Here is a 25,832-nt window from a genome sequence, read left to right as displayed (position 1 = left end):
ATGCGCAAGGCGGAGGAGCAGGGCTTCCGTGAGTTCGCGGTGAGCCATGCCGCTTCGCTGCGGCGCACCGCGTACCTGTTCTGCGGCGACTGGCACATGGCCGAGGACCTGATGCAGGCCAGCCTGCTCAAGCTGTACCAGGCGTGGCACCGGATCGAGTGGCGCGACAACCCGTCTGGGTACGCCCGCAAGGTGCTGCTGCGCACGTGGCTGGACGAGAAGCGCAGACCGTGGCGGAGGGTCGAGCAGCGCGACGGCGAGGTGCCGGACGTGGCCGACTCGGCGGCGGACCCGGACCGGGCGGGCGAGCAGCTGTGGGCACGCGACCTGGTGCACGCGGCGCTGCTGCGCGTGCCGCCGCGCCAGCGGGCCGTGCTGGTGCTGAGGTACTTCGAGGACCTGCCGGTGAGCGAGGTCGCGGTCGCGATGAACTGCACCGAGGGGACGGTCAAGAGCCAGACGGCGCGCGGCCTCGTGGCGCTGCGGGCGGCGGTCGAGCAACTGGAGCGGGGGGCGGTGGTGGCGTCATGAGCGAGGCGGAACTGCGGGAAGGGCTGCGGGCCGCGGTCGGCGACGAGCCGCCGCTGCGCTTCGACGCGGACGAGCTGATCCAACGCGCCCGGCACGTGCGCAAGCGCCGTCGCGCGCTGGTGGCAGTAGCGGTGGTGACGCTCGCCCTCACCGGCACGGTGCTGTCCCTGCCCGGCCTGTTCGAGCAGCGGCCCGGGATCGACGCGGCGAGCGGGCACGTGCTGACCACCACGCCGTCCCCGTCGGCCGCCCCGTCGCCGGGCCCGACGTCGTCGTCGGCGCCGCAGGACCCGGCGCCGGAGCACCCGGCGACCACCGTGCAGCGGCCCGACGTCCCGCCGACGCTCGCCGCCGGCACCGGCACGCGCCTCTCGGCGTACCTGACCGAGCGGTTCGCCGAGGTCGTGCCCGACGTGAAGGTGCAGGGCACCGAGTTCGTCGACGTCGACAAGGAGCCCGGGTACCTCACCGGGTGGGTGAGCTTCGTCGACCGGTTCGGTTCGAGCCAGGTGCTGGTGCGGCTCACCGTGCCGCCGTCGCAGGTGACCCGGGACGGGTTCTGCACCGAGATCGGGTGCCACGCGGACGTGCGCCGGCAGGACGGCAGCCACCTGCTGTACGCCCTGCCCACCACCGCGTCGAACCGGAAGCTCGTCACGCACACGGTCGTGCACCTGCGCGCCGACGGCTCGGCGGTGCAGGTCAGCGGCTACAACTTCGACCCGACCACGGGCTCGGCGGTGCGGGCCGAGGTGGCGTTGACGGTCGACCAGCTGGAGGCCCTGGCCACCGACCCCAAGCTCGCGGTGTCCTGACGCTCCCCGGCGTCCGGCTGCCCGTCCGGGCGAAATATGCTGGTCACGTGACGGTCAAGCCCCGAATCGCCAATGTCCTCGCCGGTCGCTACGCCTCCACCGAGCTGGCCACGCTGTGGTCCGCCGAGCACAAGATCGTGCTGGAGCGGCAGCTGTGGCTCGCCGTCCTGCGCGCCCAGGCCGAGCTCGGCATCGACGTGCCCGCCGAGGCCGTCGAGGACTACGAGCGGGTGGTCGAGCAGGTCGACCTGGCGTCGATCGCCGAGCGCGAGCGGGTCACCCGGCACGACGTCAAGGCGCGCATCGAGGAGTTCAACGCGCTGGCCGGGCACGAGCACGTGCACAAGGGCATGACCTCGCGCGACCTCACCGAGAACGTCGAGCAGCTGCAGGTCGTGCGGTCGCTGGAGCACGTGCGCGGCAAGACCGCCGCCGTCCTGGCGCGCCTCGCCCGGCGGGCCGCCGAGCACACCGACCTGGTGCTCGCGGGCCGGTCGCACAACGTCGCCGCCCAGGCCACCACCCTCGGCAAGCGCTTCGCGACCGCCGCGGACGAGCTGCTGGTCGCGTTCCGCCGGCTGGACGAGCTGATCGCCCGCTACCCGCTGCGCGGCATCAAGGGCCCGGTCGGCACCGCGCAGGACATGCTGGACCTGCTCGGCGGCGACCGGGACAAGCTGGTGGAGCTCGAACGCCGCGTCGCGGGCCACCTCGACTTCGAGAACGTGCTGACCAGCGTCGGCCAGGTCTACCCGCGGTCGCTGGACTTCGACGTCGTGTCCACCCTGGTGCAGCTGGCCGCCGGACCGTCGTCGCTGGCCAAGACCATCCGGCTGATGGCGGGCCACGAGCTGGTCACCGAGGGCTTCAAGGCGGGCCAGGTCGGCTCCAGCGCGATGCCGCACAAGATGAACACCCGGTCGTGCGAGCGGGTCAACGGCTTCGCGGTCATCCTGCGCGGCTACCTGTCCATGGTCGGCGAGCTGGCGGGCGACCAGTGGAACGAGGGCGACGTCTCGTGCTCGGTGGTGCGCCGGGTCGCGCTGCCGGACGCGTTCTTCGCCTTCGACGGGCTGCTGGAGACGTTCATCACGGTGCTGGACGAGTTCGGCGCGTACCCGGCGGTCGTGGCCCGCGAGCTGGACCGCTACCTGCCGTTCCTGGCGACGACGAAGGTGCTGATGGCGGCGGTGCGCGCCGGAGTGGGCCGGGAGACCGCGCACGAGGCCATCAAGGAGCACGCGGTGGCGGTGGCGCTGGCCATGCGCGAGCAGGGCCTGGTCGAGAACGACCTGCTCGACCGGCTCGCCGCCGACGACCGCCTGCCGCTGGACCGCGCCGCCCTGGACGCCCTGCTGGCCGACCGCCTGTCGTTCACTGGTGTGGCCGAGCAGCAGGTCGCGGACGTGGTGCGGCAGGTCGAGGACGTGGTGGCGAACCACCCGACCGCGGCCGGCTACGTCCCCGAGCCCATCCTCTAAGCCCTGTCCCACACCAGTCGGCCCCGGCGGGTCTTCTCGCAGACCAGCTTGCGGCCCGCCGGGTCGACCGCGGTCGCGCCCTCCTCGTCGCACGGGAAGCCCTCGATGGCCACCTCGTCGAACCGGGGAGGCGTCGTGGTCGGCTTGACCGTCGGCTGTGGCTGGACCTGCGCCGGTGGTGGCGGTGGAGGTGGTGGCGGCTCGGTCGTCTCGGCCACCGTCGGTGGTGGTGGTGGTGGCGGCGTCGTCGCCGCCGGTCGCACCGAGATGTTCGCCACCGCCGGGATCGAGGTGACCGGTGCCGTGCTGGAGATCGTCGGGAGCACCACGGGCTCCGGGCTCGCCGACGGCTTCGCGCAGGCGCCCGCGAGCAGCAGCACGAGCAGCCCGCCGCCCGCCGCGACAGGTGCCACAAATGCCTTCCGATGGACCACGGCAAGCAGAGTAGGGGTCACTCGTCCGATACCCCAAGTGGAGTCTCCCGAGCGGCCTAACGCGGGCGCTACAGACGGCCCGCGTCGATGATCCTCCGGAGGAACTGGCGGGTGCGCGGGTGCGCCGGCTCGCCGAGCACCTGCTCGGGCGGTCCGGATTCGAGCAGTCGCCCGCCGTCGAGGAACACCACCCGGTCGGCGACCTGTCGGGCGAAACCCATCTCGTGGGTGGCCATCAGGATGGTCCGGCCCGCCTCCGCCAGCTCCCTGACCAGCGCCAACACCTCGCCGACGAGCTCCGGGTCCAACGCGCTGGTGATCTCGTCCAGCAGCAGCAACCGCGGCGAGTAGGCCAACGCCCGCGCGATCGCCACCCGCTGCTGCTGCCCACCGGACAACTGCTCCGGGTAGCTGCCCGCACGATCACCGAGGCCGACCCGTTCGAGCAGGTCACGGGCATTGCGCTCGGCCGCGTCACGCGACTCGCCGTGCACCACGCGCGGCGCGAGCGTGATGTTGTCCAGCACGCTCATGTGCGGGAACAGGTTGAACGCCTGGAACACGATGCCCATGCCGCGCCGGGCCCGGTCGGCGTCCACCCGCGGGTCGGACACGTCCACGCCGTCGAGCAGCACCTGCCCGTCGTCCAGCTCCTCCAGCAGGTTCACGCACCGCAGCAGGGTCGACTTGCCCGACCCCGACGACCCGATCACGGTGACCACCTCGTGCTCGTGCACGTCGAGGCTGATCCCGTCCAGCACGGTGTCGCCGTCGTAGCGCTTGACGAGGCCCCGCACGCTCAGCACCGGCTCGGTCATCGGCCCCCCTGGCGGCGTTCCAACCGGCGGCCCATGGCGTCGGCGAACCGCGCCGTGGGCGCCGCGAGCAGCACGAACAGCAGTCCCGCGACCACGTACGGGGTGAAGTTGAACGCCCGTGCCTGCTCGATCTGCGCGGCGCGCACCGCGTCCACCGCACCGAGCACGGAGATCAACCCGCAGTCCTTCTGCAGGGCGACGAAGTCGTTGAGCAGCGCCGGCATGACCCGGCGGACGGCCTGCGGCAGCACCACCAGCCGCAGCGTCTTGCGCGGACCCAGGCCCAGCGACCGGGCCGCCGCGACCTGCGACGGGTGGACCGATTCGATCCCGGCGCGGAACACCTCGGCCACGTACGCGGTGTAGGCGAGCACCAGCGCCACCCCGCCGAGCACGACGAAGTCGTTGGGCACGCCGGTCAGCCGCAACGCGGGCAGGCCGAACCCGACCAGGTACAGCAGGATGATCAACGGCAGGCCGCGGAACAGGTCCACGTAGACCGTGGCCAGCGCGCGCAGCGGGAACCACACCGGGCTGCGCAGCGTCCGCAACATGGCCACGACCAGCGCCAGCACCAGGATCAGCACCCCGCACACCGCGAGCACGCGCAGGTTCAGCCAGAGCCCTTCGAGGATCGCGGGCAGCGAGCGCCACGCGATGTCCACGTTGAAGAACGACTGCCGCACGCGTGGCCAGCCCGGCGCGCCGGCGACGGTGACCCCGACCGCGACGGCGAACACGGCGGTCGACAGCAGGGCGACCAGGGTGGACCGCCGCGAACGGGAGCGCTTGTAGGACAGGCGCTCCCGTTGCAGCTCGCTCGTCACTTCAGCTCGGGTGCTGTGCCCGCGGACGCCAGCCACTCCTGCTCGATCCTGGTCAGCGTGCCCTCGGTGCGCAGGTTCTCCACCGCCGTCGACACGCACGCGGTGAGCGGGCTGCCCTTGTCCAGCACGATGCCGAACTGCTCGGGCTTGCCGTCACCCTGCGGGATCTGGCCGATGATCAGGCCGTCCTCCAGCTCCGCGGACGTGATGAAGAACGCCGTCGGCAGGTCCACCACCAGCGCGTCGATCTGCCCGGCCCGCAGCGCGGCCTTGGCGTCGTCGTTGGTGTTGTAGACCGCGACGTCCTGCTCGGGCTGGAGGCGCTCGGCGGCGTCGAAGCTGGTCGTGCCGACCTGGGCGCCGATCTTGACCTGCTTGAGTTCCGCCAGCGTCTTCACCGACGCGGCCTTCGACGAGTTCAGCGTGATCACCGCCTGGTCCACGTCGTAGTACGGCGCGGAGAAGTCGACGGCCTGCTTGCGCTCCTCGGTGATGGAGAACTCGTTCAGGTCCATGTCGTAGGTCTTCTTGCCCGGCTGGATCGCCGCGTTGAACGGCACCCGCGTCCACACCACGTCGGTCTTGGCGTAGCCCAGCTCCTCGGCCAGGGCGTAGGCGATCGCCGACTCGAAGCCCTTGCCGTTGGTCGGGTCGTCGTCCACGAACCAGGGCTCGTACACCGGTTGGTCCGTGCCGAAGGTGATCTTGCCCGGGGTGAGTGTGGGCAGCTTGTCCTTCGTGCAGGCCACGCCGTCCACCTGGTTGGTCGGTGGCGTGGTCTGGTCCGCGGGGGCGCAGCCGACCGCGAGGACGGCGGTCACGGCGAGTATCAGTCCGGGTGCACGCATGGGGTGAATCTTGCCGCAGGTGGGAAGGGCTGCCCACGAGCCGGCACCAGTAGGCTTCGGCCGTGCCCAAGCTCGCCGACTACCGGCAGGTCGCCGCCGGCAAGGTCCGTCAGGTCCACGAGGTGGACGACGACCTGCTGCTGTTCGTGGCGTCCGACCGGATCTCCGCCTTCGACCACGTGCTGACCACCGCGATCCCCGACAAGGGGCGGGTGCTCACCGCGATGAGCGTGTTCTGGTTCGAGCGGTTCGCGGACCTGGTGCCCAACCACCTGGTGGCGTGGGACGACCCGCGCATCCCCGCCGAGGTGCGCGGCCGGGCGCTGCTGGTGCGGCGGCTGGAGATGGTCCAGGTCGAGTGCGTGGCCCGCGGCTACCTGACCGGGTCCGGCATGGCCGAGTACCGGCAGACCGGGTCGGTGTGCGGCGTGGAGCTGCCGCCCGGGCTGGTGGAGGCCTCGGAGCTGGTGCCGCCGATCTTCACCCCGGCGACCAAGGCCGAGCTCGGGGCGCACGACGAGAACGTGTCGTTCGCGCACGTCGAGGCCCAGGTGGGCGCCTCGTTGGCGGGCCGGCTGCGGGACGTGACGCTGGAGGTCTACGGCGCGGCACGGGAGTTCGCCCGGACGCGCGGGGTGATCCTCGCCGACACGAAGTTCGAGTTCGGGCTGGACCGGTCCGGTGCGCTGGTGCTCGGCGACGAGGTGCTGACGCCGGACTCGTCGCGGTACTGGCCGCTGGACGGCTACGAGCCGGGACGCGTGCAGCCGTCGTTCGACAAGCAGTACGTGCGCGACTGGCTGACCTCGCCCGCCTCCGGCTGGGACCGGGCGTCCGACACCCCGCCGCCACCGCTGCCCGACGACGTGGTGGCCGCCACCCGGTCGCGGTACGTGGAGGCGTACGAGCGGATCACCGGTCGGTCGTTCGCGGACTGGCCCAGCCCCGGGCAGCCCGACGCCGAATAGTTCGCCGGCTCCGCACCCGGCCGTCACCTCGTCTTAGAGCGGGCGACACGCCGATGGGGCGCACTGGGTGGCATGGTCGCCGAACTCGTGGTTTCGCTGTCCGGCATCGGGCCGAGCACGCTCGCCCGGTGCGCCGACCTCGCCGACGAGCTGGACCGGCGGCGGGTGCCGCTGTCGCTGCTCCTCGCACCGCGCAAGGCCGTGCCCGGTGAGGCGTTGGACTGGGTCCGTCGACGCGTGGCCGCCGGTGACGCGCTGGTGCTGCACGGGTTCGACCACCAGCCGGACCCGACGCACCGGGCCGTGTCGCTGCGCAGGCGCGCCGAGTTCTCCGCGCTGCCCGCGCACGAGGCCGGCCTGCGGCTGGTCGCCGCACGGGCCGCGTTGGAGCGGTTGGGGCTGGCCACCGACCTGTTCGCGCCGCCGGGGTGGCTCGCGTCACCGGGCACCGTGGTCGCGCTGCGGCGGCACCGGTTCGCGGTGTGCGCGGACATGGCGGGCGTGCGCGACCTGCGCACCGGCGACGTGCGGACGGGCCGGGTGCGGGTGGTCGGCGACCACTGGAGCTACCTGCTCGGCGTCGGTCGGGCGGCCCGGCGCGGCGGGCTCGTGCGGATCGGTGCGGACGCCGCGGACCTGGACCGGCTCGGGCCGCGCGAGGTGCTGCTGGAGGCCGTCGACCTGGCACTGCACCACGGTGCGTCGCCCGCGACCTACAGCTCGACCACCTCGCCGCGCGGCACGACGTCCACGCCCTCGGGCGCGGTGCCGACCAGGACGCGGTAGCGGCTCAACCCACGTCGTGCAGCAGCGCGTCCTCCACGTCCGGCGGCAGTCCCGCGCGGCGGTCGCGGTCCGGGCCGAGGGCTCGTTCGTACGCCAGCGCGTCCACCGCCGTCTCGGCCGTGGGCCGGACCCGCAGACCGGCGGCCAACGCCGGACCCGCGTCGCGGAGCATCATCGCCCGGTGGGTCGGCGGCAACCACAGCGGCAGGGACCGCGGCCCCGTCCACGGCTCCACCTCGTGCCGCTTGAGGACCGGCTCGGGGATGCGGACCAGCGCCGTGCCCTGCGGTGCGACGGCACCCGCGATCTCGCCCAGGACCAGGGACAACGGGTTGGCCGGGCCGATCGCGTCGTAGGTGCCGGTGGTGCGCCGCTCGGCGGCGTCCACGATCCAGGCGGCCAGGTCGCGCACGTCGACGTGCTGCGCGGGCTGGTCGGTCGCGTCCGGGACGGCGACGCGGCCACCCCGGGACAGCCGGTTGGGCCAGTAGCCGAACCGGTCGCTCGGGTCGCCGGGGCCGGTGATGAGGCCCGCGCGGACGATGAACGCGCGGTCGCCGACGGCGTCGAGGACGGCGTGCTCACTGGCCACCTTGACCGCGCCGTAGCGGTCGGGCGACATCGGCGCGCCGGGGTCGTCCTCCAGCGGGGCGAGCGTGGCCGTGGTGCCGGGGACGGAGTGGTCGGCGTAGACGGAGCAGCTGGAGACGAACGTCCAGTGGTCCGCGGTGACCGATCCCAACGCCCGACGGACCCAGGTGACCGACATCTTGGCCACGTCCACCACCGCGTCGAAGTGCTCGCCTTCGAGCGGTCCGAGGTCGACGTCGCGGTCGACGGCGACCAGCGTGGCGCCCTCGGGCACCTGGCCGGACTCCCCCCGTGCCGCGCAGACCACCTCGTGCCCCCGCCGCACCGCTTCGGCCGCCGTCGCCCTGCTGAGGAACACCGTGCCGCCCAGTACCAGGATGCGCATGATCCCCACCCTGCGTCCCACCCGGCCGTGCCGCCACCACGTCCGCCCACAGCGAACGGCCGGGTGGACCGCGAAAAGGCGTGAGCACGGCCGCGTCAACCGTCCGGGAGGAGGACCATGCTCACTTCCTCGGCTTACTGGCCTCGGCTGTGTCGACTTCAGCGAAGTACTGGTCCGGGAATCCAATTCCCGACGGGTGAACTGCTGCGAGAATGGGACCAGTGGGGCGGCCGAACACACGTTCGGGCGGAGTTTCTACGGACTGGTCGGTGTAGCGCCGATACCCGGCCGTGAGTGTGCACGCGTTTGTCGAGAGGAACCGCTGCTCTGGCTAGCCGACATCGCCGTCTGGTGCTACGGCGCCGGTGGTGACTGGGCTCGGCGTGCGGCACCCATGATGGGTTCGGTGATCAGGCTCGATTGGCCGTAGATAGCGCGAAGCGCGGCCTCCCACCGTCCGGAGAGGGACCGCGCTCACTTCCTCGGCTCAACAGCCTCGGCTGCGATCAGGTTAGCAAGAACCGGCCCCGAAGCGCTGCATCACGATCGGGTGATCCGAGGTGAACGTGTGCCGCCCACCACCTGTGAAGTCGATGAACACCCTGGTCAGGTAGGCTTCGGCAGTACCGCAGCCCTCCTAGCTTGGAGCAGCCTGTCGTGGCCCGAGTCGTCGTCGACGTCATGCCGAAGCCCGAAATCCTCGACCCGCAAGGACAGGCGGTGGCCAACGCGCTGCCCCGTCTCGGGTTCGACGGAATCACCAGTGTCCGCCAGGGCAAGCACTTCGAGCTGGAGGTCGCCGACGACGTCGACGACGCCACGCTCGCCAAGATCGCCGAGACCTTCCTCGCCAACCCCGTGATCGAGGACTGGGTCGTGAGGCGGGTAGAGGCATGAGGGTCGGGGTCATCACGTTCCCCGGCACGCTGGACGACGTCGACGCCGAGCGCGCGGTCCGGTACGCGGGCGGTGAGGCGGTCAAGCTCTGGCACGCCGATCACGACCTGAAGGACGTCGACGCGGTCATCGTGCCCGGTGGGTTCTCCTACGGCGACTACCTGCGCTGCGGCGCGATCGCCCGGTTCGCCCCGGTCATGCAGGAAGTCGTGGACGCGGCCCGCAAGGGCATGCCGGTCCTCGGCATCTGCAACGGCTTCCAGATCCTCTGCGAGGCCCACCTGCTGCCCGGCGCGCTCATCCGCAACCACAAGCTGCACTTCGTGTGCCGCGACCAGTGGTTGAAGGTCGAGAACAACTCCACCGCCTGGACCACCCGGTACGACCAGGGCGCGGAGGTCCTCGTGCCGCTCAAGTCCGGCGAGGGCGGCTACCAGGCCGACCAGTCCACTCTGGACGAGCTGGAGGGCGAGGGTCGCGTGGTGTTCCGCTACGTCGGCGAGAACCCGAACGGCTCGCGCAACGACATCGCGGGCATCACCAGCGCCAACGGTCGCGTCGTCGGCCTGATGCCGCACCCGGAGCACGCCATCGACGCGCTCACCGGTCCGACCGACGACGGTCTCGGCATGTTCCTGTCCCTCGTCGACTCGGTGGTGAAGGCATGACCGTCGACACCGTCAAGAACGCGGAGAGCACGCCCGACCAGGACCAGCCGTACAAGGAGCTGGGCCTCAAGGACGACGAGTACGCCCGCATCAAGGACATCCTGGGCCGCCGCCCCACGGACGCCGAGCTGGCCATGTACTCGGTGATGTGGAGCGAGCACTGCTCCTACAAGTCGTCCAAGGTGCACCTCAAGTACTTCAGCGACACGACCACCGACGAGATGCGCTCGAAGATGCTCGCGGGCATCGGCGAGAACGCGGGCGTGGTCGACATCGGCGACGGCTGGGCGATCACGTTCAAGGCCGAGAGCCACAACCACCCGTCCTACGTCGAGCCCTACCAGGGCGCGGCGACGGGCGTGGGCGGCATCGTGCGCGACATCCTGGCGATGGGCGCGCGCCCGCTGGCCGTGATGGACCCGCTGCGGTTCGGCCCGGCCGACGCGCCGGACACCCGCCGCGTGCTGCCGGGGATCGTCGCGGGCGTCGGCGGCTACGGCAACTGCCTTGGTCTGCCCAACATCGGCGGCGAGGTCGTGTTCGACGCCTCCTACGCGGGCAACCCGCTGGTCAACGCCCTGTGCGTGGGTGCGATGCGGGTCGAGGACCTGCACCTGGCGCACGCCTCGGGCGCCGGCAACAAGGTCATCCTGTTCGGTGCGCGCACCGGTCTGGACGGCATCGGCGGCGTGTCGGTGCTGGCGAGCGAGACGTTCGACGACACGGCCGGGGCCGGCAAGCGCAAGAAGCTGCCCAGCGTGCAGGTCGGCGACCCGTTCACCGAGAAGGTGCTGATCGAGTGCTGCCTGGAGCTGTTCGCCGAGCGGATCGTGGTCGGCATCCAGGACCTGGGCGGCGCGGGCCTGGCGTGCGCGACGTCGGAGCTGGCCAGCGCCGGTGACGGCGGCATGCACGTCTACCTGGACCGGGTGCCGCTGCGCGCGTCGGGCATGACGCCGGCGGAGATCCTGTCCAGCGAGTCGCAGGAGCGCATGTGCGCGGTCGTGCGGCCCGAGGACCTGGACGCGTTCATGGCGGTCTGCGCGAAGTGGGACGTCATCGCCACCGAGATCGGCGAGGTCACCGAGGGCGACCGGTTGGTCATCACCTGGCACGACGAGGTCGTGCTGGACGTGCCGCCGCGCACCGTCGCGCACGAGGGCCCGGTGTACAACCGGCCGATCGAGCGCCCGGCCGACCAGGACGCGGTGCAGGCCGACACGCCGGACCGGCTGCCGAAGCCCGCCGACGACGAGTTGCTCGGACTGGTCAAGTCCATGGCCGCGACGCCGAACCTGGCGTCGAAGCGGTGGGTCACCCAGCAGTACGACCGGTACGTGCGCGGCGGCACGGTGCTCGCGCAGCCGGCCGACTCGGGGATGATCCGCATCGACGAGTCGACCAACCGGGGCGTGGCGCTGTCCACGGACTGCAACGGCCGCTACACCAAGCTGGACCCGTACGCGGGCGCGCAGCTGGCGCTGGCCGAGGCGTACCGGAACGTGGCGACGACGGGTGCGACGCCGGTCGCCGTGACGAACTGCCTGAACTTCGGCTCGCCGGAGGACCCGGCGGTGATGTGGCAGTTCGAGCAGGCCGTGCGGGGCCTCGCGGACGGGTGCGTCGAGCTGGGCATCCCGGTGACCGGCGGCAACGTCAGCTTCTACAACCAGACCGGTTCCACGGCGATCCTGCCGACGCCGGTGGTGGGCGTGCTCGGCGTGATCGACGACGTCCGCCGCCGCATTCCGACCGGCATCGGCGCCGAGGCGGGCGAGACGCTGTTGCTGCTCGGCGAGACGCGCGAGGAGTTCGGCGGCTCGGAGTGGGCGCACGTCGTGCACGGCCACCTGGGCGGTCTGCCGCCGAAGGTGGACCTGGCCCGGGAGAAGCTGCTGGGCGAGGTGCTGGTGGCGGGTTCGCGCGACGGCATGCTGTCCGCCGCGCACGACCTGTCCGACGGTGGCCTGGCGCAGGCGCTGGTGGAGACGTGCCTGATCGGCGAGGTCGGCGCCCGGGTGTTCCTGGAGGGCGACAAGTTCACCGAGCTGTTCAGCGAGTCGACGGCCCGCGTGCTGGTGGCCGTGCCGCGCACGGAGGAGTTGCGGTTCACCGACATGTGCACCGCGCGCGGCCTGCCGTGGCGCAAGGTCGGCGTGGTGGACCCGGAGTCCGACGCGCTGGAGATCCAGGAGCTGGGCTCGCTGCCGCTGGCCGAGCTGCGCGAGGCCTGGGAGGGCACCCTCCCGGCGCTGTTCGACTGAGACCCGGCGGTGGCCGGCCGGGCAACCGACCCGGCCGGCCACCTCCCGGTCAGCCGTTCGCCAGGGCCTGGAGCCGGTCGTAGGCGCCGTTGAACAGGTTCTGGTCGATCGGCGACGACGAGTACTGCCAGAACGTGTAGAACGGCCAGGCGTAGGGCAGAGTGCCGACGGTGGACGCGTAGCGCGCGACCCACAGCGGGTTGGTGGAGCTGAAGTCCCCGCTCACGCACTGGTTCCACCAGCTCGTGGACGTGTAGATGACGGGCCAGCGGCCGGTGCGGGCGTGGTAGTGGTCGCTGAACGCCTTGATCCACGCGGTCATGCTCGCCTTCGACAGCCCGTAGCAGGTCGAGCCGTACGGGTTGTACTCCATGTCCAGCGCGCCGGGCAGGGTCTTGCCGTCCCGCGACCAACCCCCGCCGTTGTTGACGAAGTAGTCGGCCTGGGTGGCGCCGCCGGACCGGTCGGGCAGCGCGAAGTGGTACGCGCCGCGGATCATGCCGACGTTGTAGGACCCGTTGTACTGCTGGGCGAAGTACGGGTTGCGGTAGGTGGTGCTCTCGGTGGCCTTGACGTAGGCGAACCGCTTGCCCTGGCCCCACCAGTAGGCCCAGTCGACGTTGCCCTGGTGCCCGCTGACGTCGATGCCGTACACGACGGCCTGTGCGCCGGGGTCGGTCGGGATGACGATGCGCCGGTCGCCGCGCCCTTCGTGCTTGGCGATCTGCGAGCCCATGGCGTGGTCCTCGACGGCGGGTGCGGCCTGCGCGGTGCCTGATGATCCGGGCACTGCCGCCGCGGGCACGGCCAAGCCGAGCAGGGCCAGTGCGGTGCTGGTGAGGATGGCTGTTGCGGAGCGTGTGAAATTGATCATCGTGACTCCTGGAGCCAGTGCAGGGGGTTGACTCGTTGGGCAGTGTGATGCACGCCTAACCAATTGACCAGAGTTCGTGTTAATCAGTCACGAAAACGGAGCAACGACCGCTACCCGAGGGCCACCCCGAGCAGTTGCTCGGCGTTGCCGTTGAAGAGGTTCTGGTCGCCGGGGAACCGCCCGGCCGCCTGCCACTGCCAGATCGTCTCGTAGTCCCACCCGTGCGGCAGGGGCCCGAGCACGTCGGCGTAGTGCGCCACCCACAGCGGGCTCGTGTCGCCGAACCGCTCCGCCCGGCCGACGCACCGGTGCCACCAGCTCGTGGACGTGTAGATGGTGGGGTGCCTGCCGGTCCGCTCGACCAGGCGGTCGCTGAACGCCCGCACCCACGCGCCCATCGCGGCCTGGTCCAGGCCGTAGCACGGGTCGCCGTACGGGTTGTACTCCATGTCCAGCGCGCCCGGCAGGGTCTTGCCGTCCCGCGACCAACCCCCGCCGTTGGTCGCGAAGAAGTCCGCTTGCGCCGCGCCGCCGGACCGGTCGGGCAGCGCGAAGTGGTAAGCGCCGCGGATCATGCCGATCGCGTACGACCCGTTGTACTGCCGGGCGAAGTCCGGGTTGCGGTACCCGGTGCCCTCGGTGGCCTTGACGTAGGCGAACCGCGCGCCGTCCGCCCACGCCTTCGCCCAGTCGACGTCACCCTGATGGCTGCTGACGTCCATGCCGGGCACGGTGCCCTCGACCCGCGGCCGGTGCCGCGCGGTGTGGTGCCGGCCCTCGTGCTCGGCGATCTGCGAGCCCGCGAAGTGGTCGGCGGAGCCCTCGGGCAGCGCCTGGACGGCGGGCGCCGGGACGATCGCGAGCGTGATCGTGAGTGCGCCCAGTCGGGTGCTCAAGGTGCGCAGGCGGGTGTGCGTGGCCATCGACGCCCCCATCCGGTCGGTGGTGCTGGTACGTCCGGCCTAGATCGTCAGGCCGGACGTCCACCACCGCATCCGCAGGACGTCACCCGTCCAGGCGCTTCAGCTCCTCCTCCGACAGCCGCAGGTGCACCGCGTCGGCCGAGTCGGAGATGCTCGCCGGCCGCGACGAACCGGGGATCGGCACGACCTGCGGCGCCTTGGCGAGCATCCAGGCCAGGCACACCTGCTGCGGACTGGCTCCGTGGTCGCGGCCGACCTCGGCGAACAGCGCGAACCGCTCACCCAGCCGGCCGGCCTCGCTCATGCCGCCCAACGGGCTCCACGGCAGGAACGCGACGTCCAGCTCGGCGCACAGCTCCAGCTCCGGCTCGCTGGACCGGAACGCGGGCGAGAACTGGTTCTGCACGCTCGCCAGCCGGCCGCCGAGGACCTCGTTCGCCTCCCGGATCTGCGCCGGGTCGAAGTTGGACACGCCCGCGAGCTTGATCTTGCCCGCGTCCAGCAGCTCGGCCAGCGCGCCGACGGACTCGGCGGTCGGCACGGACGGGTCGGGCCGGTGGAACTGGTAGAGGTCGATCGCGTCCACGCCGAGCCGCCGCAACGACGCCTCGCACGCCGACTTCAGGTACTCCGGGCGCCCGTCGAGCCCCCAGCCGCCGCCGGGCGTGCGGGTGTGGCCGCCCTTGGTGGCGACCATGACGCCGTCGACGCCCTTCAGCGCCTCGGCGATCAGCTCCTCGTTGTGCCCGAAGTCGCCGTCGTCGGCCGAGTACGCGTCCGCCGTGTCGATCAGGGTCACGCCCCGGTCCACGGCGGTGCGGATGGTCTCGATCGACCGGGCCCGGTCGGGGCGGCCTTCCAACGACATCGGCATCGCACCCAGGCCGATGGCGCTGACCTCGACTCCTCCGATTCGGCGAGTCAGCATCTTCGACGTACCTCCCGTGTTTGTCGGCCGCCGCGCCGCGGACGGCGGCTCGAACGACCGACGCGACCTCGCGTGGCTGTGCGCCACCAGCTTGGGCGGTAGGCATTAAGCTGTCCAACAGAAGAAGCTGATGCCATTCAGCAGTACGGGTGATGAATTGTGGAACTCCGGCAGCTTGAGTACTTCGTGGCCGTGGCCGAGGAGTGCCACTTCACCCGCGCCGCCAGGCGCATGCACGTCGCCCAGTCAGGTCTTTCCGCGTCGATCCGGGCGCTGGAGGTCGAGCTGGGCGCGCCGCTGTTCGTGCGCAGCACCCGCCAGGTCGAGCTGACCCAGGCCGGACGCGCGCTGCTGGTCGAGGCACGGCGCGTGCTGGGCACGATCGACGCGGCGCGGGACGCGGTGGCCGCCGTCCAGGGCCTGCTGCGCGGCACGCTCGCCGTCGGCAGCATCCAGTGCCTGCACGCCGTCCACCTGCCCGCGGTGCTGGCCCGGTTCCACGAGCTGCACCCCGGCGTGGAGCTGCGGCTGCGCCAGGCGGGCTCGGGCGAGCTGGTCGACCTGGTCCGCGCCGGGCGGCTGGACCTGGCGTTCGTCACCTCGGGTCGCACGGGCGACGACCTGAACGTGTCCACCCTGTCCAGCGAGCCGCTGGTGCTGGCGTGCGCGCCGGACCTGCCCTTCGCCGAACGGGAGTCGGTGCGGCTCGCCGAGCTGGCCGGTCAGCCCTTCGTGGACTTCAACCCCGACTGGGGGACGCGCGACGACGTGGACCGGGCGCTGGCCACCGCCGGCGTGGACCGGAAGGTCGCGGTCGAGGTCAACGACGTGCACTCGCTGCTGGACTTCGTCGGGTTCGGCCTCGGCGTGGCCCTGGTGCCCGCGTCGTTCGCGGCGAAGCAGACCCGGGCGCGGTTCGTGGAGCTGGTCGACGCGCCGACGACCGACACCGCCGTGGTCACCACGCCGACGGTGAGCGCCGCCGCGTCAGTCCTGCTGGACATGGTCCTCGAAGCCGGTCGGGGACTGCCCGTCGCCGGTTAGCCGCCAGCCCGTCGGGTCGACCCGGAACGCGGTGCCCGCCAGCACCTCCAGGGCCCCGACGAGTTCGCGCGGCGGCGCCGGCGAGACGTGCAGGAACGTGCCGACCCTCGCCCCGGTGACGTTGACCTCCCGCTCGAACGTGGTGTCCTGGAACGAGATGCCGCCGTCGAACCTGCCGTCCCGGAAGTTCACCCGGCCGTGGAAGGTGGCGCCGGAGAACAGGGCGGGCTTGCCGATCACGGCCTCGCCGAACTGCGTGATGCCGTAGAACTGCGCCCGCCGGGCGACGATCCGGCCGAGCCGGCGGCCCTCCAGCCGGAAGTGCACGAGCTTCGCCCCGGTCAGGTCCAGGTGGTACAGCGCCGGGTCCGGGTCGTTGCCCCAGGGCAGCATGTCGGTGATCAGCCGCTGGGCGGTCATCCGGACGGTCATCTCGTGGTCCTGCGCGGGTTCCACGTCGCGCTTCTTGCCGAAGAACGCCTGGTCCGGGTCCTCGGGCAGCTCTTCGACGGCCGCGTGCTCGAACGGCCGCCGCAGGTACGCGCACAGCACGCTCAGCACGGTCTGCTTGTACCGGGGCGTGGTGTGGGCCAGGCCCGCGAGCACGTGCATCGCACCTACCCGGACCTGGTCGGCCTCGTTGCCCAGGAGCTCGACGGCCCGCGCGAACCGCTCGTCGGCGACCTTCTCGCTCTCCAGGTCGTGCCGCGCCTCCTCGGTGCGCCGCCGCCGGTCGTTGAGCCACAGCGCGTACAGCGCGACGACCGCGCCGCCGGCCAGCCCGCCGGTCTTGATCGCCTCCGCCTTCGGCTGCCTCGGGTCCACCAGGATCAGCACGGCGGTCGTCGCCACCGCCACCACGATGGCGGCGAGCACGCTCGCCACCAGCAACCCACGTCCGCGCACGTCAGCTCCTGACCAGTCCGAGGCCGCCGTCCGCGCGGCGCTCCACCACCCAGCCGTCGGGCAGGGCGTTCTCGTGCTCCAGCGACACGTGCATGGCGTGCGTGCGGGCCACCGAGGGCTTGGCCAGGGCCAGGTCGACGCCCCCGCCGAACCGGGCACCCTCGAAGTCGATCGGCTCGGCGAACTCGCCGCCCCTGAACGTCACCGGCCCGGTGAAGGCGACCCCGGCGAACTTGTTCGGGCCGAGGAACCTCGTCGCCGTGAAGTCGGCGGCCTGGTGGCACCGGAACCGGCTGAACCACGCCTTGCCGTGGATGACCATGTCGTGCAGGTGCAGCCGGCCTTCGCTGGTGGCGTCGGTGAACCAGACGCTGCCGCGCACGACCGCGTGGTGCAGGGAGTTCGACTCCCGCAGGTGCGCCGCCCTCAGGACCAGGTCGCCGAGCAGGCGGTGCGACAGGTCGAAGTACTCCAGGTAAGCCCTGGTCAGGTCCAGGTTGTAGAGCGGGGCGTCGGCGGCGTCGGCGCGGGGGAGGAGGTCGGCGACCAGCCGTTGCGCGGTGAGCCGGACCTCCAGCTCGCGTTCGTCCCGCACCACCGCTTCACCTTCCCGCGTCACGTCGAACGGCCGCCGCAGGTACGCGCACAGCACGTCGAGCACGGTCTGCGCGTACTCGGCGCGGGACCGGGCCAGACCGGCCAGGGCGTGCATGGCGCCCACCCGCACCTGCTCCGCGTCGTGACCGAGCAGTTCGACCGATCGAGCGAACCTCTCGTCCGCGACCCGCGACCGATCGTGTTCGGCCCGCTCGTTCTCCAACTGCTGCCGCTGGTACTCGATCCGATGCCGCTCCTCGTCCGTGCGCCGCCGCCGGTCGTTGAGCCACAGCGCGTACAGCGCCACCACCGAGCCGCCCGCGAGCCCGCCGGTCTTGATCGCCTCGTGCTTCGGCGCGTTCGGGTCGGTGGCGAACAGCCAGCCCGAGACCAGCAGGAACACGCCGATCGCGCCCAGCACGACGGGGATGACCACACCGCGCCCCCGGCGGTGGGCCACCACCAGCCAGACCCCCGCCGCCACCAGGACGACCGCGCCCGCGATCCACAGGTGCTTCACAAGGTCGTCATTCTTGCGGGTGATCGAGTCTGGGGTGGGTGATTGAAGAACTCGCGCAAGTCGACGGTGTGCTAACTCACCGGATTGGCCCATGATGTGGGTGTCACCGCAACGGTGAGAACACGAGCACGGCTGAGGAGAGAATCCGAGTGGACAGCGTGGGGCGGCCGACCTGGGCGCCGGGGGACATCGACCTGGCACGTCCGAGCATCGCGCGGGTCTACGACTACTGGCTCGGCGGTGCGCACAACTTCGCCGTCGACCGGGCCGTCGCGGACAAGGTCCTGGCCGACGTGCCGGTGATCAAGACCATCGTGCTCAACCACCGGGCGTTCCTGCGGCGCGCGGTGCGGTTCATGCTCGCGCAGGGCATCCGCCAGTTCCTCGACCTGGGCTCCGGCATCCCCACGGTCGGCAACGTGCACGAGATCGCCCAGGCCACCGACCCGGCCGCCCGCGTGGTGTACGTCGACGTGGACGCCGTCGCGGTCGCGCACAGCCGGGCCATCCTCACCGGGAACGAGCTGGTGAACGTCCTGCAGACCGACGTGCGGGACGCCAAGCAGGTGCTGTCCTCGCCCGAGGTGCAGGGCCTGCTGGACTTCGACCAGCCGATCGGCGTGCTGATGATCGCGCTGCTGCACTTCATGCCGGACTCCGAGAACCCGGGCGGGGTGGTGGCGGACTACCGCGACGCCCTCCCGGACGGCAGCTACCTGGCGATCTCGCACGCCGGGTTCGAGCAGGGCGAGTGGGACCCGGCGTGGGACGACGCGAGGAAGGTCTACAACCGCGGCGTCAGCGAGATGTGCTTCCGGCCCCAGCGCGAGGTGCAGGCCCTGTTCGACGGCTTCGAGCTGGTCGAGCCCGGTGTGGCGCGGCTGCCGCTGTGGCGGCCGGAGTCGCCCGACGACGTGGACGAGAACGCGGCGCACTTCATCAGCTTCGGCGGCGTCGGGCAGAAGGCCTGATGGACGGCGGCCGACGCCGATCGCACGGCCCGCCGGGCAGTCGACCGCGCCCGGCGACCGGCCGTATCCTCTGGGTTGTGGCGGTAGGCCGGCGGACATGACGGAACAGGTTGACCATCGGGTGGCAGCACCGGGCCGATCGAACCTCGACCCCGCCGTACTGGCCGGGGCGGAGTCCTTCGCCCGCACCTGGGCGACCGCCGTCATCGGCAGCAGCTACGTGCCCATGACACGGGCCGAGGTCGCCGAGCACCTCCAGGCGTTGACCGAGGTGCTGGTGCACGCGCTGCACGCCAGCCCGTTCCGCACCGCGCCCGGTTACGAGATCGGCGCACGCCTGGTCGAGGCCCACTTCACCGGCACGGACACGCTGGGCCGCACGGTGCAGCTGCTCGGCGACGACCTGCTCGGCGAGCTGGGCATCCAGCCGGACGAGCTGATGCGGTCGCGGCTGGCCGCGCTTCAGGGCGCGCTGGCCGCCGGGTACGCCCGTGCGCTGCGCGAACGGACGCTGGCCGAGCAGGAGGCGATCCGCGCGGCCGTGCTGGACGCCCGCGACCAGGCCGAAGCCGCGTTGCGCGCGTCCGAGGCGCGGTTCCGGGCGATGTTCACCGAGGCCGCCATCGGCATCGGCATCGCCGACATCGAGGGCCGGATCCTGGACGTGAACCAGGCGTTGCAGGACATGCTGGGGTTCAGCGTCGAGGAGATGCGGCAGTACAACATCCGCGACCTGATGCACCCGGAGGACGGCGGCAGCGTCTGGCGGCTCTACGACCAGCTCACCGCGGGTGAGTGCGACCACTACCGGGCGGAGAAGCGGTTCCGCCGGGCCGACGGCGAGCAGGTGTGGACGCACCTGACCCTGTCGCTGGTGCGCGACGACCACGGCGACCCGCAGTACCAGGTGGCGATGATCGAGGACGTCACCGACCGGCACCTGCTGCAGAACCGGTTGCGCTACCAGGCGTTGCACGACCCGCTGACCGGCCTGCCCAACCGCGCCCTGTTCCTGGAACGACTCGGTCGCGTGTTCAACAACAAGGCACGCCACCGCGCCGGCCTGTGCTACCTGGACCTGGACGGGTTCAAGGTCATCAACGACAGCCTGGGTCACGACATCGGCGACCAGCTGCTGGTCGAGGTGGGGCGGCGGCTGGACCACTCGGTGTCCGGCGAGGGGAAGCTGGTCGCCCGGATGGGCGGCGACGAGTTCGTCATCCTGGTGGAGGGTTCGCAGGACACGCAGGACATCGTCAACGTCGCCGACCGGGTGCTGCGCGAGCTGGAGTCGCCGATCCGGATCGGCGGCCACGAGCTGACCGTGTCGGCGTCGATCGGCATCGTGGAGCGCGCGCTGTCGGGCACCACGGCCGCCGACCTGATGCGTGACGCGGACATCACGCTGTACTGGGCCAAGGCCGACGGCAAGTCCCGCTGGGCGTTGTACAACCCCGAGCGCAACGCCAAGGAGGTCGCCCGGTTCACCCTGTCGGCGACCATGCCGGCGGCGTTGGAGCGCGACGAGTTCTACGTGGACTACCAGCCGCTGGTGCGGCTTGAGGACAGCACCGTGGTCGGCGTGGAAGCGCTGGTGCGCTGGCAGCACCCCGAGTTCGGGCGGTTGGCGCCGGACCGGTTCATCGAGCTGGCCGAGGAGACCGGGCTGATCGTCCCGCTGGGCCGGTGGGTGCTGCGTCGGGCGTGCGAGCAGGCACGGCGGTGGCTGGAGGAGTTCGGCGACTCCGCGCCGTTCGTGTCGGTGAACCTGGCCGTGCGCCAGTCGCGCGACCCCGAGCTGGTCCGGGACGTCAAGCGGATCCTGGACGAGTGCGCGTTGCCGCCGCACCACCTGCAGCTGGAGCTGACCGAGAGCGCGATCATGGGCACCGCCGACGAGCCGCTGGAGGCGTTGCGGGCGTTGTCGGACATGGGTGTGCGGATCGCCATCGACGACTTCGGCACCGGGTACTCGAACCTGGCCTACCTGAAGCACCTGCCCGTGCACGAGCTGAAGATCGCGGGCTCGTTCATGGAAGGGCTGCGCGCGGCCGACGAAGAGGACGCGGTGGACGCCCAGATCGTCTCCACACTGGTCCAACTGGCCCACGCGCTGCAACTCGGCGTGACGGCCGAGGGCGTGGAGACGCCGGCCCAGGCCAAGCGGCTGCACCGGATCGGCTGCGACACCGGCCAGGGCTGGTTCTTCGCCAAGCCGATGAAGCCGGAGGAGATCGACGACCTGCTGCGCCGCTGAGCCGGTTCACGCGGGCTTGCGGATCAGCCCGGTGTACCCGGCGATGGCCAGCGTGGCCAGGACCCAGACGCAGGCCTGCAACAGCCAGATCGCGGCCGTGAACCACTGGCCCGCGGTGGTCGTGGTGTCCAGGTCGCACTTGCTCCGGACGCCGGCCGGTGCGAGCGGCAGGCCGCGGTCGATGCCGACCCCGATCTGTTCGAGGGTCGAGCACGGGGTGCCGGAGCCGTTGGCGCGCTCGACGGCGTGGTGGCCGGGACCGGTGACCCAGTGGCCCGCCCAGAAACCGAGCGCGCCGACCAGGAATAACGCGGTCACCAGCGCCAACGCCGTGTTGCGCGTCCGGTAGCCGTACCCGCCGAGCCAGCCCCACAGCCGGTGCGCCAGCCGGGCGGCCGGTCCGCCGAGCGCCTCGGGATTGCGCCGCCGCAGGTCGTCCTGCTGGGCCATGAGGATCTCGCGCGCGTTGTTCTCGTGCCCGGCGGCCCGTTCCACGGCGGCCAGCTGCTGGTACGGCTGGGGCCGGTAGGCCGGCGTGTGCCACCGGACCAGGTGCAGCCACTGGCGCCAGTCGGCCGAGCCGAGGTCGGTGAAGGCGAACCCGTCCAGGTGCAGGAGCCCGGTGGCGTCGCACCGGGGACGGTCGGGGTGGGGGCAGATCGCGGTGACCGGCAGGCTGAGCGGCTGGTCCACCTGCGCACCGCTCAGCACCAGCGACGCACCGGTGGAGCCGGTGACGGTCAGGCCGGCGCAGAGCAACCGGCCCTTGATGACGGCGCCGGGCAGCCGCAGCGCGCTGTCCCCGCTGTGGAGAACCGCCTTTCGCAGCACCAGCGAACCGCCGGTGCGGAGGAAGTCCGCGCACAGCGCGGGCCCGGCGGCGTTGGTCACGGTCGCGTCGTCCAGGATCGCCTCGTCGCCGATCTGGGCGCTGAGCAGGCGGATCGCGCCGAGGTGACCGGTCCCGGCGATGGTGGCGCCCCGCATGACCAGGTTGTTGTCGGTGTGCAGACCGCTCATCTCGACGGCCGTGCCACCGGAGTTCGTGATGTTCGCGCGGCTGAGGTCCGCTCCGCCCCCGACGTGCGCGTCGGGCATGTTGATCAGTGCCGACGCGGTGTTGCCGCGCGTGATCACGCCGTCCAGGTGCAGGTTGGACTCGGTGCGCAGGCCCCAGGCCTCCAGGCGGGGCACCAGGCTGCCGCTGAGCACCAGGTGCGGGAGTCGTGCGTCGTTCGCGGTGATCGGCTCGGTGAAGGCGCACCGCACCAGGGAGAGACCGGCGCCCGCCTTGACGTGGTCCAGGCCGAGCGAGCCGACGACGCGGGCGCCGGTCACCCGGACGCCCCGGGGGTCGAGGTCGCCGCGGCGACCCAGCAGCAGTTCCCGGATCAACTCCGCCCGGACCAGGTGCCGGGGGTCCTCGGAGGCGGCCAACTCGTCCACGTCGAGGTCGCCGCACACCACCGCCACGCCGCGGAGGGCGGCGGCGACCACGTGGTCCTCCACCTCGCTGAGGTCGGTCAGGACCGGGACCGGCTTCGGGGTGCTCACCCCTGTTCAGTCGCCGGACCGCCCGCATCCGCTACGCCAGGTCCACGATCACCTTCACGTCGTCGTGCTCCTTCTCCAGCGCGTCGGTGAACCGGTCGAGCGACACCCGCCTGGTGATCAGACCGTGCAGCCACGGGCGGCTGGCCTGGGACAGGGCTTCCGCCGCCGCGAGGTAGTCCGGCAGGCCCGCGTTGACCGTGCCGACGACGGACTTGTTGCCCATCACGATCCCGTCGAACACGCTCGGGTCCAGCGGCACGGGGTCGTGCTCGCCGGCGATGCCCGCCAGGACCGTGACGGTGGCCCGCCGCACGCACTCCCAGATCAGGGGTGCCACGCCGGTGCACTCGAACGCCACGTCGACCTCGGCGGTGACCTTCGCCAGGTCCGGGTAGTACCTGGCGCCGAGCGCGGTGACCAGGTCCGGTTTGCGGCCGTCGGTGACGCGGTCGACCACGTGCACGTCCAACCCCCGCTGCACGCCCAGCAGCGCCGCCAGCAGGCCGATCGGGCCGGCGCCCGTGACCAGCACCGAGCGCACCGGCAAGTGGGAACGGGCGGCCGCGGCCTCCGCCTGCGCCCACGCCTTGGCCACCACCGAGGCGGGCTCGGTCAGCACGCCCGCGTCACCGAGCGTCGGGTCCAGCTTCACCGCGAACTTCGGCGGCACGGTCCAGCGCTGCATCCCGTACCCGTCGAGCTCCTTGATGCCGCGCTCGGTGTAGCGGCCGTTGCGGCAGAAGTCCCACGCGTCCACCGCGCACGCCGGGCACGGCTCGGGGTCGGGGCGGCGGACCACCCCGGCGATCAGGTCGCCCTCGTAGAAGCCCGAGTCCTCGGGCGCGGTGATGACCCGGCCCAGGGACTCGTGGAACGGCACCATGTGGTCCCGACCCGGCGGCAACGAGCCGAAACCGTCGCGGATGATCTCCACGTCGGTGCCGCACATGCCCACCAGCAAGCCCCGGACCAGCAGTTCACCCGGACGACCCGGATCCGGTCGGTCCACCACCCGTGACGACTCGGGCTCGCCGGGTACGACCTCCGCCGCCCTCACGCCGCACCGCTGCGGTGACGCTCGTCGCGGGTGTGGCCGCCGAACAGCACCGCCGCGCTGTTCACCAGCGCCAGGTGGCTGAACGCCTGCGGGAAGTTGCCGAGCATCCGCCCGGTGCCCGCGTCGTACTCCTCGGCCAACAACCCCACGTCGTTGCACAGGTCCACGAGCCGGTCGTACATCGCCAGCGCCTCCTCACGTCGCCCGGCCAACGCCAGCGCGTCGACGTACCAGAACGAGCACGCCAGGAAGCTTCCCTCGACACCGGCCAATCCGTCCACTTCGGACTCGCCGTGGGAGGTCTCGTACCGGTCGACCAGGTCGCCGCGCTTGAGCACGCCGGAGATCGCGTCCAGGGTGCCGAGCACGCGCGGGTCGTCGCCGGGCAGGAAGCCCACCGCCGGGATCAGCAACGTGGCCGCGTCCAGCTCGGTGCCGCCGTAGTACTGGGTGAACGCGCCCAGCGACGAGTTCCAGCCCTTCGCCAGCACCTCGGCGTGCACGGTCTCGCGCAGCTCGCGCCACCGCTGCACCGGGCCGGGCAGGTCGAACTGCTCCACCGCCCGCACCGCCCGGTCGAACGCCACCCACAGCATCACCCGGGAGTGGGTGAAGTGCCGGTCCGGCCCGCGCACCTCCCACAGCCCCTTGTCCGGCTGCTCCCACACCTTCTCCAGGTGCCGCATCATGCCGCGCTGCATGGCCCACGAGTCCGCGGTCTCGCCCAACCCGCGCTCCCGCGCCAGGTGCAACGCGTCCATCACCTCGCCGTACACGTCGAGCTGCAACTGCCGGTAGGCCGCGTTCCCGACCCGCACCGGCCGCGCGCCCCGGTACCCGGGCAGCCAGTCGACCTCCCACTCGACCAGGTGCCGCTCGCCGCCGAGGCCGTACATGATCTGCAGGTCGGCCGGGTCGCCCGCGACGGCGCGCAGCAGCCACCTGCGCCACGCCACCGCCTCGTCCGTGCAGCCGAAGTTGTCCAGCGCCAGCAGCGTGAACGTGGCGTCGCGCAGCCAGCAGTACCGGTAGTCCCAGTTGCGCTCGCCGCCGAACGTCTCCGGCAGCGACGTCGTCGGCGCGGCCACGATCCCGCCGGTCGGCGCGTACGACAGGCCCTTCAACGTGATCAGCGACCGCCGCACGACGTCCGCGTGCGGGCCGTCGTAGTCGATGCGCGACGACCAGTCCAGCCAGAACGCCTCGGACCGGGCCACCTCCGACATCGCGTCCACCGGTGCGGGCGGCTCGTCGGGCGAGTACGCGAACTCCATCACCCAGGACAGCCGCTCGCCCGCCGAGATGGTGAACTCCGCCTCGTGCGCCCGCTTGCCGTGCACCCGGTACGGCAGCCGGTCGCCGTACAGCGCCACGGCGGACGGCCCGGCGAGCGCCACGATGCACTCCTGCCCGTCCCGCTCACCGCGCCGCACCCACGGCACGGAGTCGGCGTAGGCGAACCGCAGCACCCACCGCAACGACATCTCCACCTGACCGGACACGCCTTCCAGCACCCGCACCACGCGGGTGTCGGCGTCCCAGTCGTCCTGCTCGGGCGGCATGGTGTCGATCAGCCGCACCACGCCGTCGACCGTCTCGAACTCGGTCTCCAGCACGAGGCTGCCGTCGCGGTACGACCGCCGCACCGACACCACCTCGCCGGTCGGCGCGATCCGCCAGTGCCCGTCGTCCTCGGTGCCCAGCAGCCGGGAAAAGCACGACGGCGAGTCGAACCGCGGCATGCACAGCCAGTCGATCGACCCGTCCCGTCCCACCAGTGCCGCCGTCCTCAGGTCCGACAGCAGCGCGTAGTCCTCGATCCGTCCCGGTCCCGTGTCTCCCACCCCGCCGACCCTACGTACCCGCGTTTGACGGCGCGCGCTGTTGC

General features: G+C 71.8%; 24 protein-coding genes. 11 read left to right on the top strand and 13 right to left on the bottom strand.

Features of this window, described 5'->3' with window-relative positions; genetic code table 11:
* From AB0K14_RS35500 to purB, 3 genes are read left to right on the top strand one after another with little or no spacing between them, the layout of a single operon-like run.
* Positions 1 to 531: a SigE family RNA polymerase sigma factor gene (locus AB0K14_RS35500; RefSeq protein WP_360463043.1), complete on the top strand. Its 531-nt coding sequence runs from the start codon at positions 1 to 3 to the stop codon at positions 529 to 531.
* Positions 528 to 1,346: a hypothetical protein gene (locus AB0K14_RS35495; RefSeq protein WP_360463040.1), complete on the top strand. Its 819-nt coding sequence runs from the start codon at positions 528 to 530 to the stop codon at positions 1,344 to 1,346. The genes AB0K14_RS35500 and AB0K14_RS35495 overlap by 4 nt, the downstream gene beginning before the upstream one ends.
* 47 nt (positions 1,347 to 1,393) lie before the next feature.
* Positions 1,394 to 2,827: an adenylosuccinate lyase gene (gene purB / locus AB0K14_RS35490; RefSeq protein ID WP_360463037.1), complete on the top strand. Its 1,434-nt coding sequence runs from the start codon at positions 1,394 to 1,396 to the stop codon at positions 2,825 to 2,827.
* On the opposite strand, the gene AB0K14_RS35485 is transcribed toward purB, so the two are convergent.
* The 4 genes from AB0K14_RS35485 to AB0K14_RS35470 all read right to left on the bottom strand — a co-directional run bounded on the left by AB0K14_RS35485 (position 2,824) and on the right by AB0K14_RS35470 (position 5,754).
* Positions 2,824 to 3,240, bottom strand: a complete 417-nt coding sequence (locus tag AB0K14_RS35485) for a hypothetical protein (protein WP_360463035.1) — start codon at positions 3,238 to 3,240, stop codon at positions 2,824 to 2,826. The two genes, purB and AB0K14_RS35485, sit on opposite strands and share 4 nt — an antisense overlap.
* A gap of 89 nt (positions 3,241 to 3,329) precedes the next feature.
* Entirely contained in the window at positions 3,330 to 4,079 is a 750-nt protein-coding gene (locus tag AB0K14_RS35480; RefSeq protein ID WP_360463033.1) for an amino acid ABC transporter ATP-binding protein, read from the bottom strand.
* The gene (locus AB0K14_RS35475; RefSeq protein WP_360463030.1) at positions 4,076 to 4,906 is read right to left on the bottom strand and encodes an amino acid ABC transporter permease; all 831 of its coding nucleotides are present in this window, start codon (positions 4,904 to 4,906) and stop codon (positions 4,076 to 4,078) included. The genes AB0K14_RS35480 and AB0K14_RS35475 overlap by 4 nt, the downstream gene beginning before the upstream one ends.
* Positions 4,903 to 5,754 carry an ABC transporter substrate-binding protein gene (locus AB0K14_RS35470; RefSeq protein ID WP_360463027.1) on the bottom strand — a complete coding sequence of 284 codons (852 nt, stop codon included), beginning with the start codon at positions 5,752 to 5,754 and terminating at the stop codon, positions 4,903 to 4,905. The genes AB0K14_RS35475 and AB0K14_RS35470 overlap by 4 nt, the downstream gene beginning before the upstream one ends.
* 62 nt (positions 5,755 to 5,816) lie before the next feature.
* Between AB0K14_RS35470 and AB0K14_RS35465 the strand changes: the two genes are divergently transcribed.
* Both AB0K14_RS35465 and AB0K14_RS35460 read left to right on the top strand, forming a co-directional pair.
* On the top strand, positions 5,817 to 6,722 hold the full coding sequence (locus AB0K14_RS35465) for a phosphoribosylaminoimidazolesuccinocarboxamide synthase (RefSeq protein WP_360463025.1): 906 nt from the start codon (positions 5,817 to 5,819) through the stop codon (positions 6,720 to 6,722).
* A gap of 72 nt (positions 6,723 to 6,794) precedes the next feature.
* Positions 6,795 to 7,508: a DUF2334 domain-containing protein gene (locus AB0K14_RS35460; RefSeq protein ID WP_360463022.1), complete on the top strand. Its 714-nt coding sequence runs from the start codon at positions 6,795 to 6,797 to the stop codon at positions 7,506 to 7,508.
* A 4-nt stretch (positions 7,509 to 7,512) separates the two neighbouring features.
* Here the strand turns inward: AB0K14_RS35460 and AB0K14_RS35455 are convergent, their stop codons facing one another.
* Positions 7,513 to 8,484: an NAD-dependent epimerase/dehydratase family protein gene (locus AB0K14_RS35455; RefSeq protein WP_360463019.1), complete on the bottom strand. Its 972-nt coding sequence runs from the start codon at positions 8,482 to 8,484 to the stop codon at positions 7,513 to 7,515.
* Between the two features lie 657 nt (positions 8,485 to 9,141).
* On the opposite strand from AB0K14_RS35455, the gene purS reads away from it, so the two are divergent.
* The 3 genes from purS to purL are packed head-to-tail and all read left to right on the top strand — an operon-like array spanning position 9,142 to position 12,313.
* Complete coding sequence (gene purS / locus AB0K14_RS35450) at positions 9,142 to 9,381, top strand: phosphoribosylformylglycinamidine synthase subunit PurS (protein ID WP_033428368.1); 240 nt, start codon at positions 9,142 to 9,144, stop codon at positions 9,379 to 9,381.
* The gene (purQ, locus tag AB0K14_RS35445; protein WP_360463017.1) at positions 9,378 to 10,049 is read left to right on the top strand and encodes a phosphoribosylformylglycinamidine synthase subunit PurQ; all 672 of its coding nucleotides are present in this window, start codon (positions 9,378 to 9,380) and stop codon (positions 10,047 to 10,049) included. Before purS ends, purQ begins: the two co-directional genes overlap by 4 nt.
* Positions 10,046 to 12,313: a phosphoribosylformylglycinamidine synthase subunit PurL gene (gene purL / locus AB0K14_RS35440; protein ID WP_360463014.1), complete on the top strand. Its 2,268-nt coding sequence runs from the start codon at positions 10,046 to 10,048 to the stop codon at positions 12,311 to 12,313. The genes purQ and purL overlap by 4 nt, the downstream gene beginning before the upstream one ends.
* Positions 12,314 to 12,362: 49 nt before the next feature.
* Here the strand turns inward: purL and AB0K14_RS35435 are convergent, their stop codons facing one another.
* The 3 genes from AB0K14_RS35435 to AB0K14_RS35425 form a co-directional block, all read right to left on the bottom strand.
* Complete coding sequence (locus tag AB0K14_RS35435) at positions 12,363 to 13,049, bottom strand: lysozyme (RefSeq protein WP_360463108.1); 687 nt, start codon at positions 13,047 to 13,049, stop codon at positions 12,363 to 12,365.
* A 248-nt stretch (positions 13,050 to 13,297) separates the two neighbouring features.
* Positions 13,298 to 14,110, bottom strand: coding sequence for a lysozyme (locus AB0K14_RS35430; protein ID WP_360463011.1), 813 nt, complete (start codon positions 14,108 to 14,110; stop codon positions 13,298 to 13,300).
* Between the two features lie 82 nt (positions 14,111 to 14,192).
* The gene (locus AB0K14_RS35425; RefSeq protein WP_360463008.1) at positions 14,193 to 15,038 is read right to left on the bottom strand and encodes an aldo/keto reductase; all 846 of its coding nucleotides are present in this window, start codon (positions 15,036 to 15,038) and stop codon (positions 14,193 to 14,195) included.
* A 159-nt stretch (positions 15,039 to 15,197) separates the two neighbouring features.
* Between AB0K14_RS35425 and AB0K14_RS35420 the strand changes: the two genes are divergently transcribed.
* Positions 15,198 to 16,082, top strand: coding sequence for a LysR family transcriptional regulator (locus tag AB0K14_RS35420; protein ID WP_360463005.1), 885 nt, complete (start codon positions 15,198 to 15,200; stop codon positions 16,080 to 16,082).
* Here AB0K14_RS35420 and AB0K14_RS35415 read toward each other — a convergent pair.
* Together AB0K14_RS35415 and AB0K14_RS35410 are read right to left on the bottom strand one after the other, a co-directional pair.
* Positions 16,026 to 16,988 carry a pentapeptide repeat-containing protein gene (locus AB0K14_RS35415; protein ID WP_360463002.1) on the bottom strand — a complete coding sequence of 321 codons (963 nt, stop codon included), beginning with the start codon at positions 16,986 to 16,988 and terminating at the stop codon, positions 16,026 to 16,028. The genes AB0K14_RS35420 and AB0K14_RS35415 overlap by 57 nt on opposite strands.
* Position 16,989: 1 nt before the next feature.
* Positions 16,990 to 18,105, bottom strand: coding sequence for a pentapeptide repeat-containing protein (locus AB0K14_RS35410; RefSeq protein ID WP_360462999.1), 1,116 nt, complete (start codon positions 18,103 to 18,105; stop codon positions 16,990 to 16,992).
* Between the two features lie 149 nt (positions 18,106 to 18,254).
* Between AB0K14_RS35410 and AB0K14_RS35405 the strand changes: the two genes are divergently transcribed.
* Positions 18,255 to 19,076, top strand: coding sequence for an SAM-dependent methyltransferase (locus AB0K14_RS35405; protein ID WP_360462996.1), 822 nt, complete (start codon positions 18,255 to 18,257; stop codon positions 19,074 to 19,076).
* A 97-nt stretch (positions 19,077 to 19,173) separates the two neighbouring features.
* A complete protein-coding gene (locus AB0K14_RS35400; protein WP_364339985.1) occupies positions 19,174 to 21,333 on the top strand; it encodes an EAL domain-containing protein in 2,160 nt (719 codons plus the stop codon).
* A gap of 6 nt (positions 21,334 to 21,339) precedes the next feature.
* On the opposite strand, the gene AB0K14_RS35395 is transcribed toward AB0K14_RS35400, so the two are convergent.
* From AB0K14_RS35395 to AB0K14_RS35385, 3 genes are read right to left on the bottom strand one after another with little or no spacing between them, the layout of a single operon-like run.
* Positions 21,340 to 22,887 carry a hypothetical protein gene (locus tag AB0K14_RS35395; RefSeq protein WP_360462023.1) on the bottom strand — a complete coding sequence of 516 codons (1,548 nt, stop codon included), beginning with the start codon at positions 22,885 to 22,887 and terminating at the stop codon, positions 21,340 to 21,342.
* Positions 22,888 to 22,918: 31 nt separating this feature from the next.
* A complete protein-coding gene (locus AB0K14_RS35390; protein ID WP_360462020.1) occupies positions 22,919 to 23,944 on the bottom strand; it encodes a glucose 1-dehydrogenase in 1,026 nt (341 codons plus the stop codon).
* A complete protein-coding gene (locus tag AB0K14_RS35385) occupies positions 23,941 to 25,788 on the bottom strand; it encodes a glycoside hydrolase family 15 protein (protein WP_360462017.1) in 1,848 nt (615 codons plus the stop codon). The genes AB0K14_RS35390 and AB0K14_RS35385 overlap by 4 nt, the downstream gene beginning before the upstream one ends.
* Between the last annotated feature and the right edge of the window lie 44 nt (positions 25,789 to 25,832).

This window comes from Actinosynnema sp. NPDC050801, assembly GCF_040673975.1.
Lineage (GTDB): Bacteria > Actinomycetota > Actinomycetes > Mycobacteriales > Pseudonocardiaceae > Actinosynnema.
The sequence above is the reverse complement of the archived record's forward strand: the minus strand, read 5'-3'. Positions and strand labels throughout refer to the sequence as shown.

Bases quoted from the DNA above. Each gene is read 5' to 3' on its own strand.
- AB0K14_RS35500 (WP_360463043.1), top strand. From the start codon at position 1: ATGCGCAAGGCGGAGGAGCAGGGCTTCCGTGAGTTCGCGGTGAGCCAT.
- AB0K14_RS35495 (WP_360463040.1), top strand. From the start codon at position 528: ATGAGCGAGGCGGAACTGCGGGAAGGGCTGCGGGCCGCGGTCGGCGAC.
- AB0K14_RS35480 (WP_360463033.1), bottom strand. From the start codon at position 4,079: ATGACCGAGCCGGTGCTGAGCGTGCGGGGCCTCGTCAAGCGCTACGAC.
- AB0K14_RS35470 (WP_360463027.1), bottom strand. From the start codon at position 5,754: ATGCGTGCACCCGGACTGATACTCGCCGTGACCGCCGTCCTCGCGGTC.
- AB0K14_RS35460 (WP_360463022.1), top strand. From the start codon at position 6,795: ATGGTCGCCGAACTCGTGGTTTCGCTGTCCGGCATCGGGCCGAGCACG.
- AB0K14_RS35455 (WP_360463019.1), bottom strand. From the start codon at position 8,484: ATGCGCATCCTGGTACTGGGCGGCACGGTGTTCCTCAGCAGGGCGACG.
- purQ (WP_360463017.1), top strand. From the start codon at position 9,378: ATGAGGGTCGGGGTCATCACGTTCCCCGGCACGCTGGACGACGTCGAC.
- purL (WP_360463014.1), top strand. From the start codon at position 10,046: ATGACCGTCGACACCGTCAAGAACGCGGAGAGCACGCCCGACCAGGAC.
- AB0K14_RS35435 (WP_360463108.1), bottom strand. From the start codon at position 13,049: ATGGGCTCGCAGATCGCCAAGCACGAAGGGCGCGGCGACCGGCGCATC.
- AB0K14_RS35430 (WP_360463011.1), bottom strand. From the start codon at position 14,110: ATGGCCACGCACACCCGCCTGCGCACCTTGAGCACCCGACTGGGCGCA.
- AB0K14_RS35425 (WP_360463008.1), bottom strand. From the start codon at position 15,038: ATGCTGACTCGCCGAATCGGAGGAGTCGAGGTCAGCGCCATCGGCCTG.
- AB0K14_RS35400 (WP_364339985.1), top strand. From the start codon at position 19,174: ATGACGGAACAGGTTGACCATCGGGTGGCAGCACCGGGCCGATCGAAC.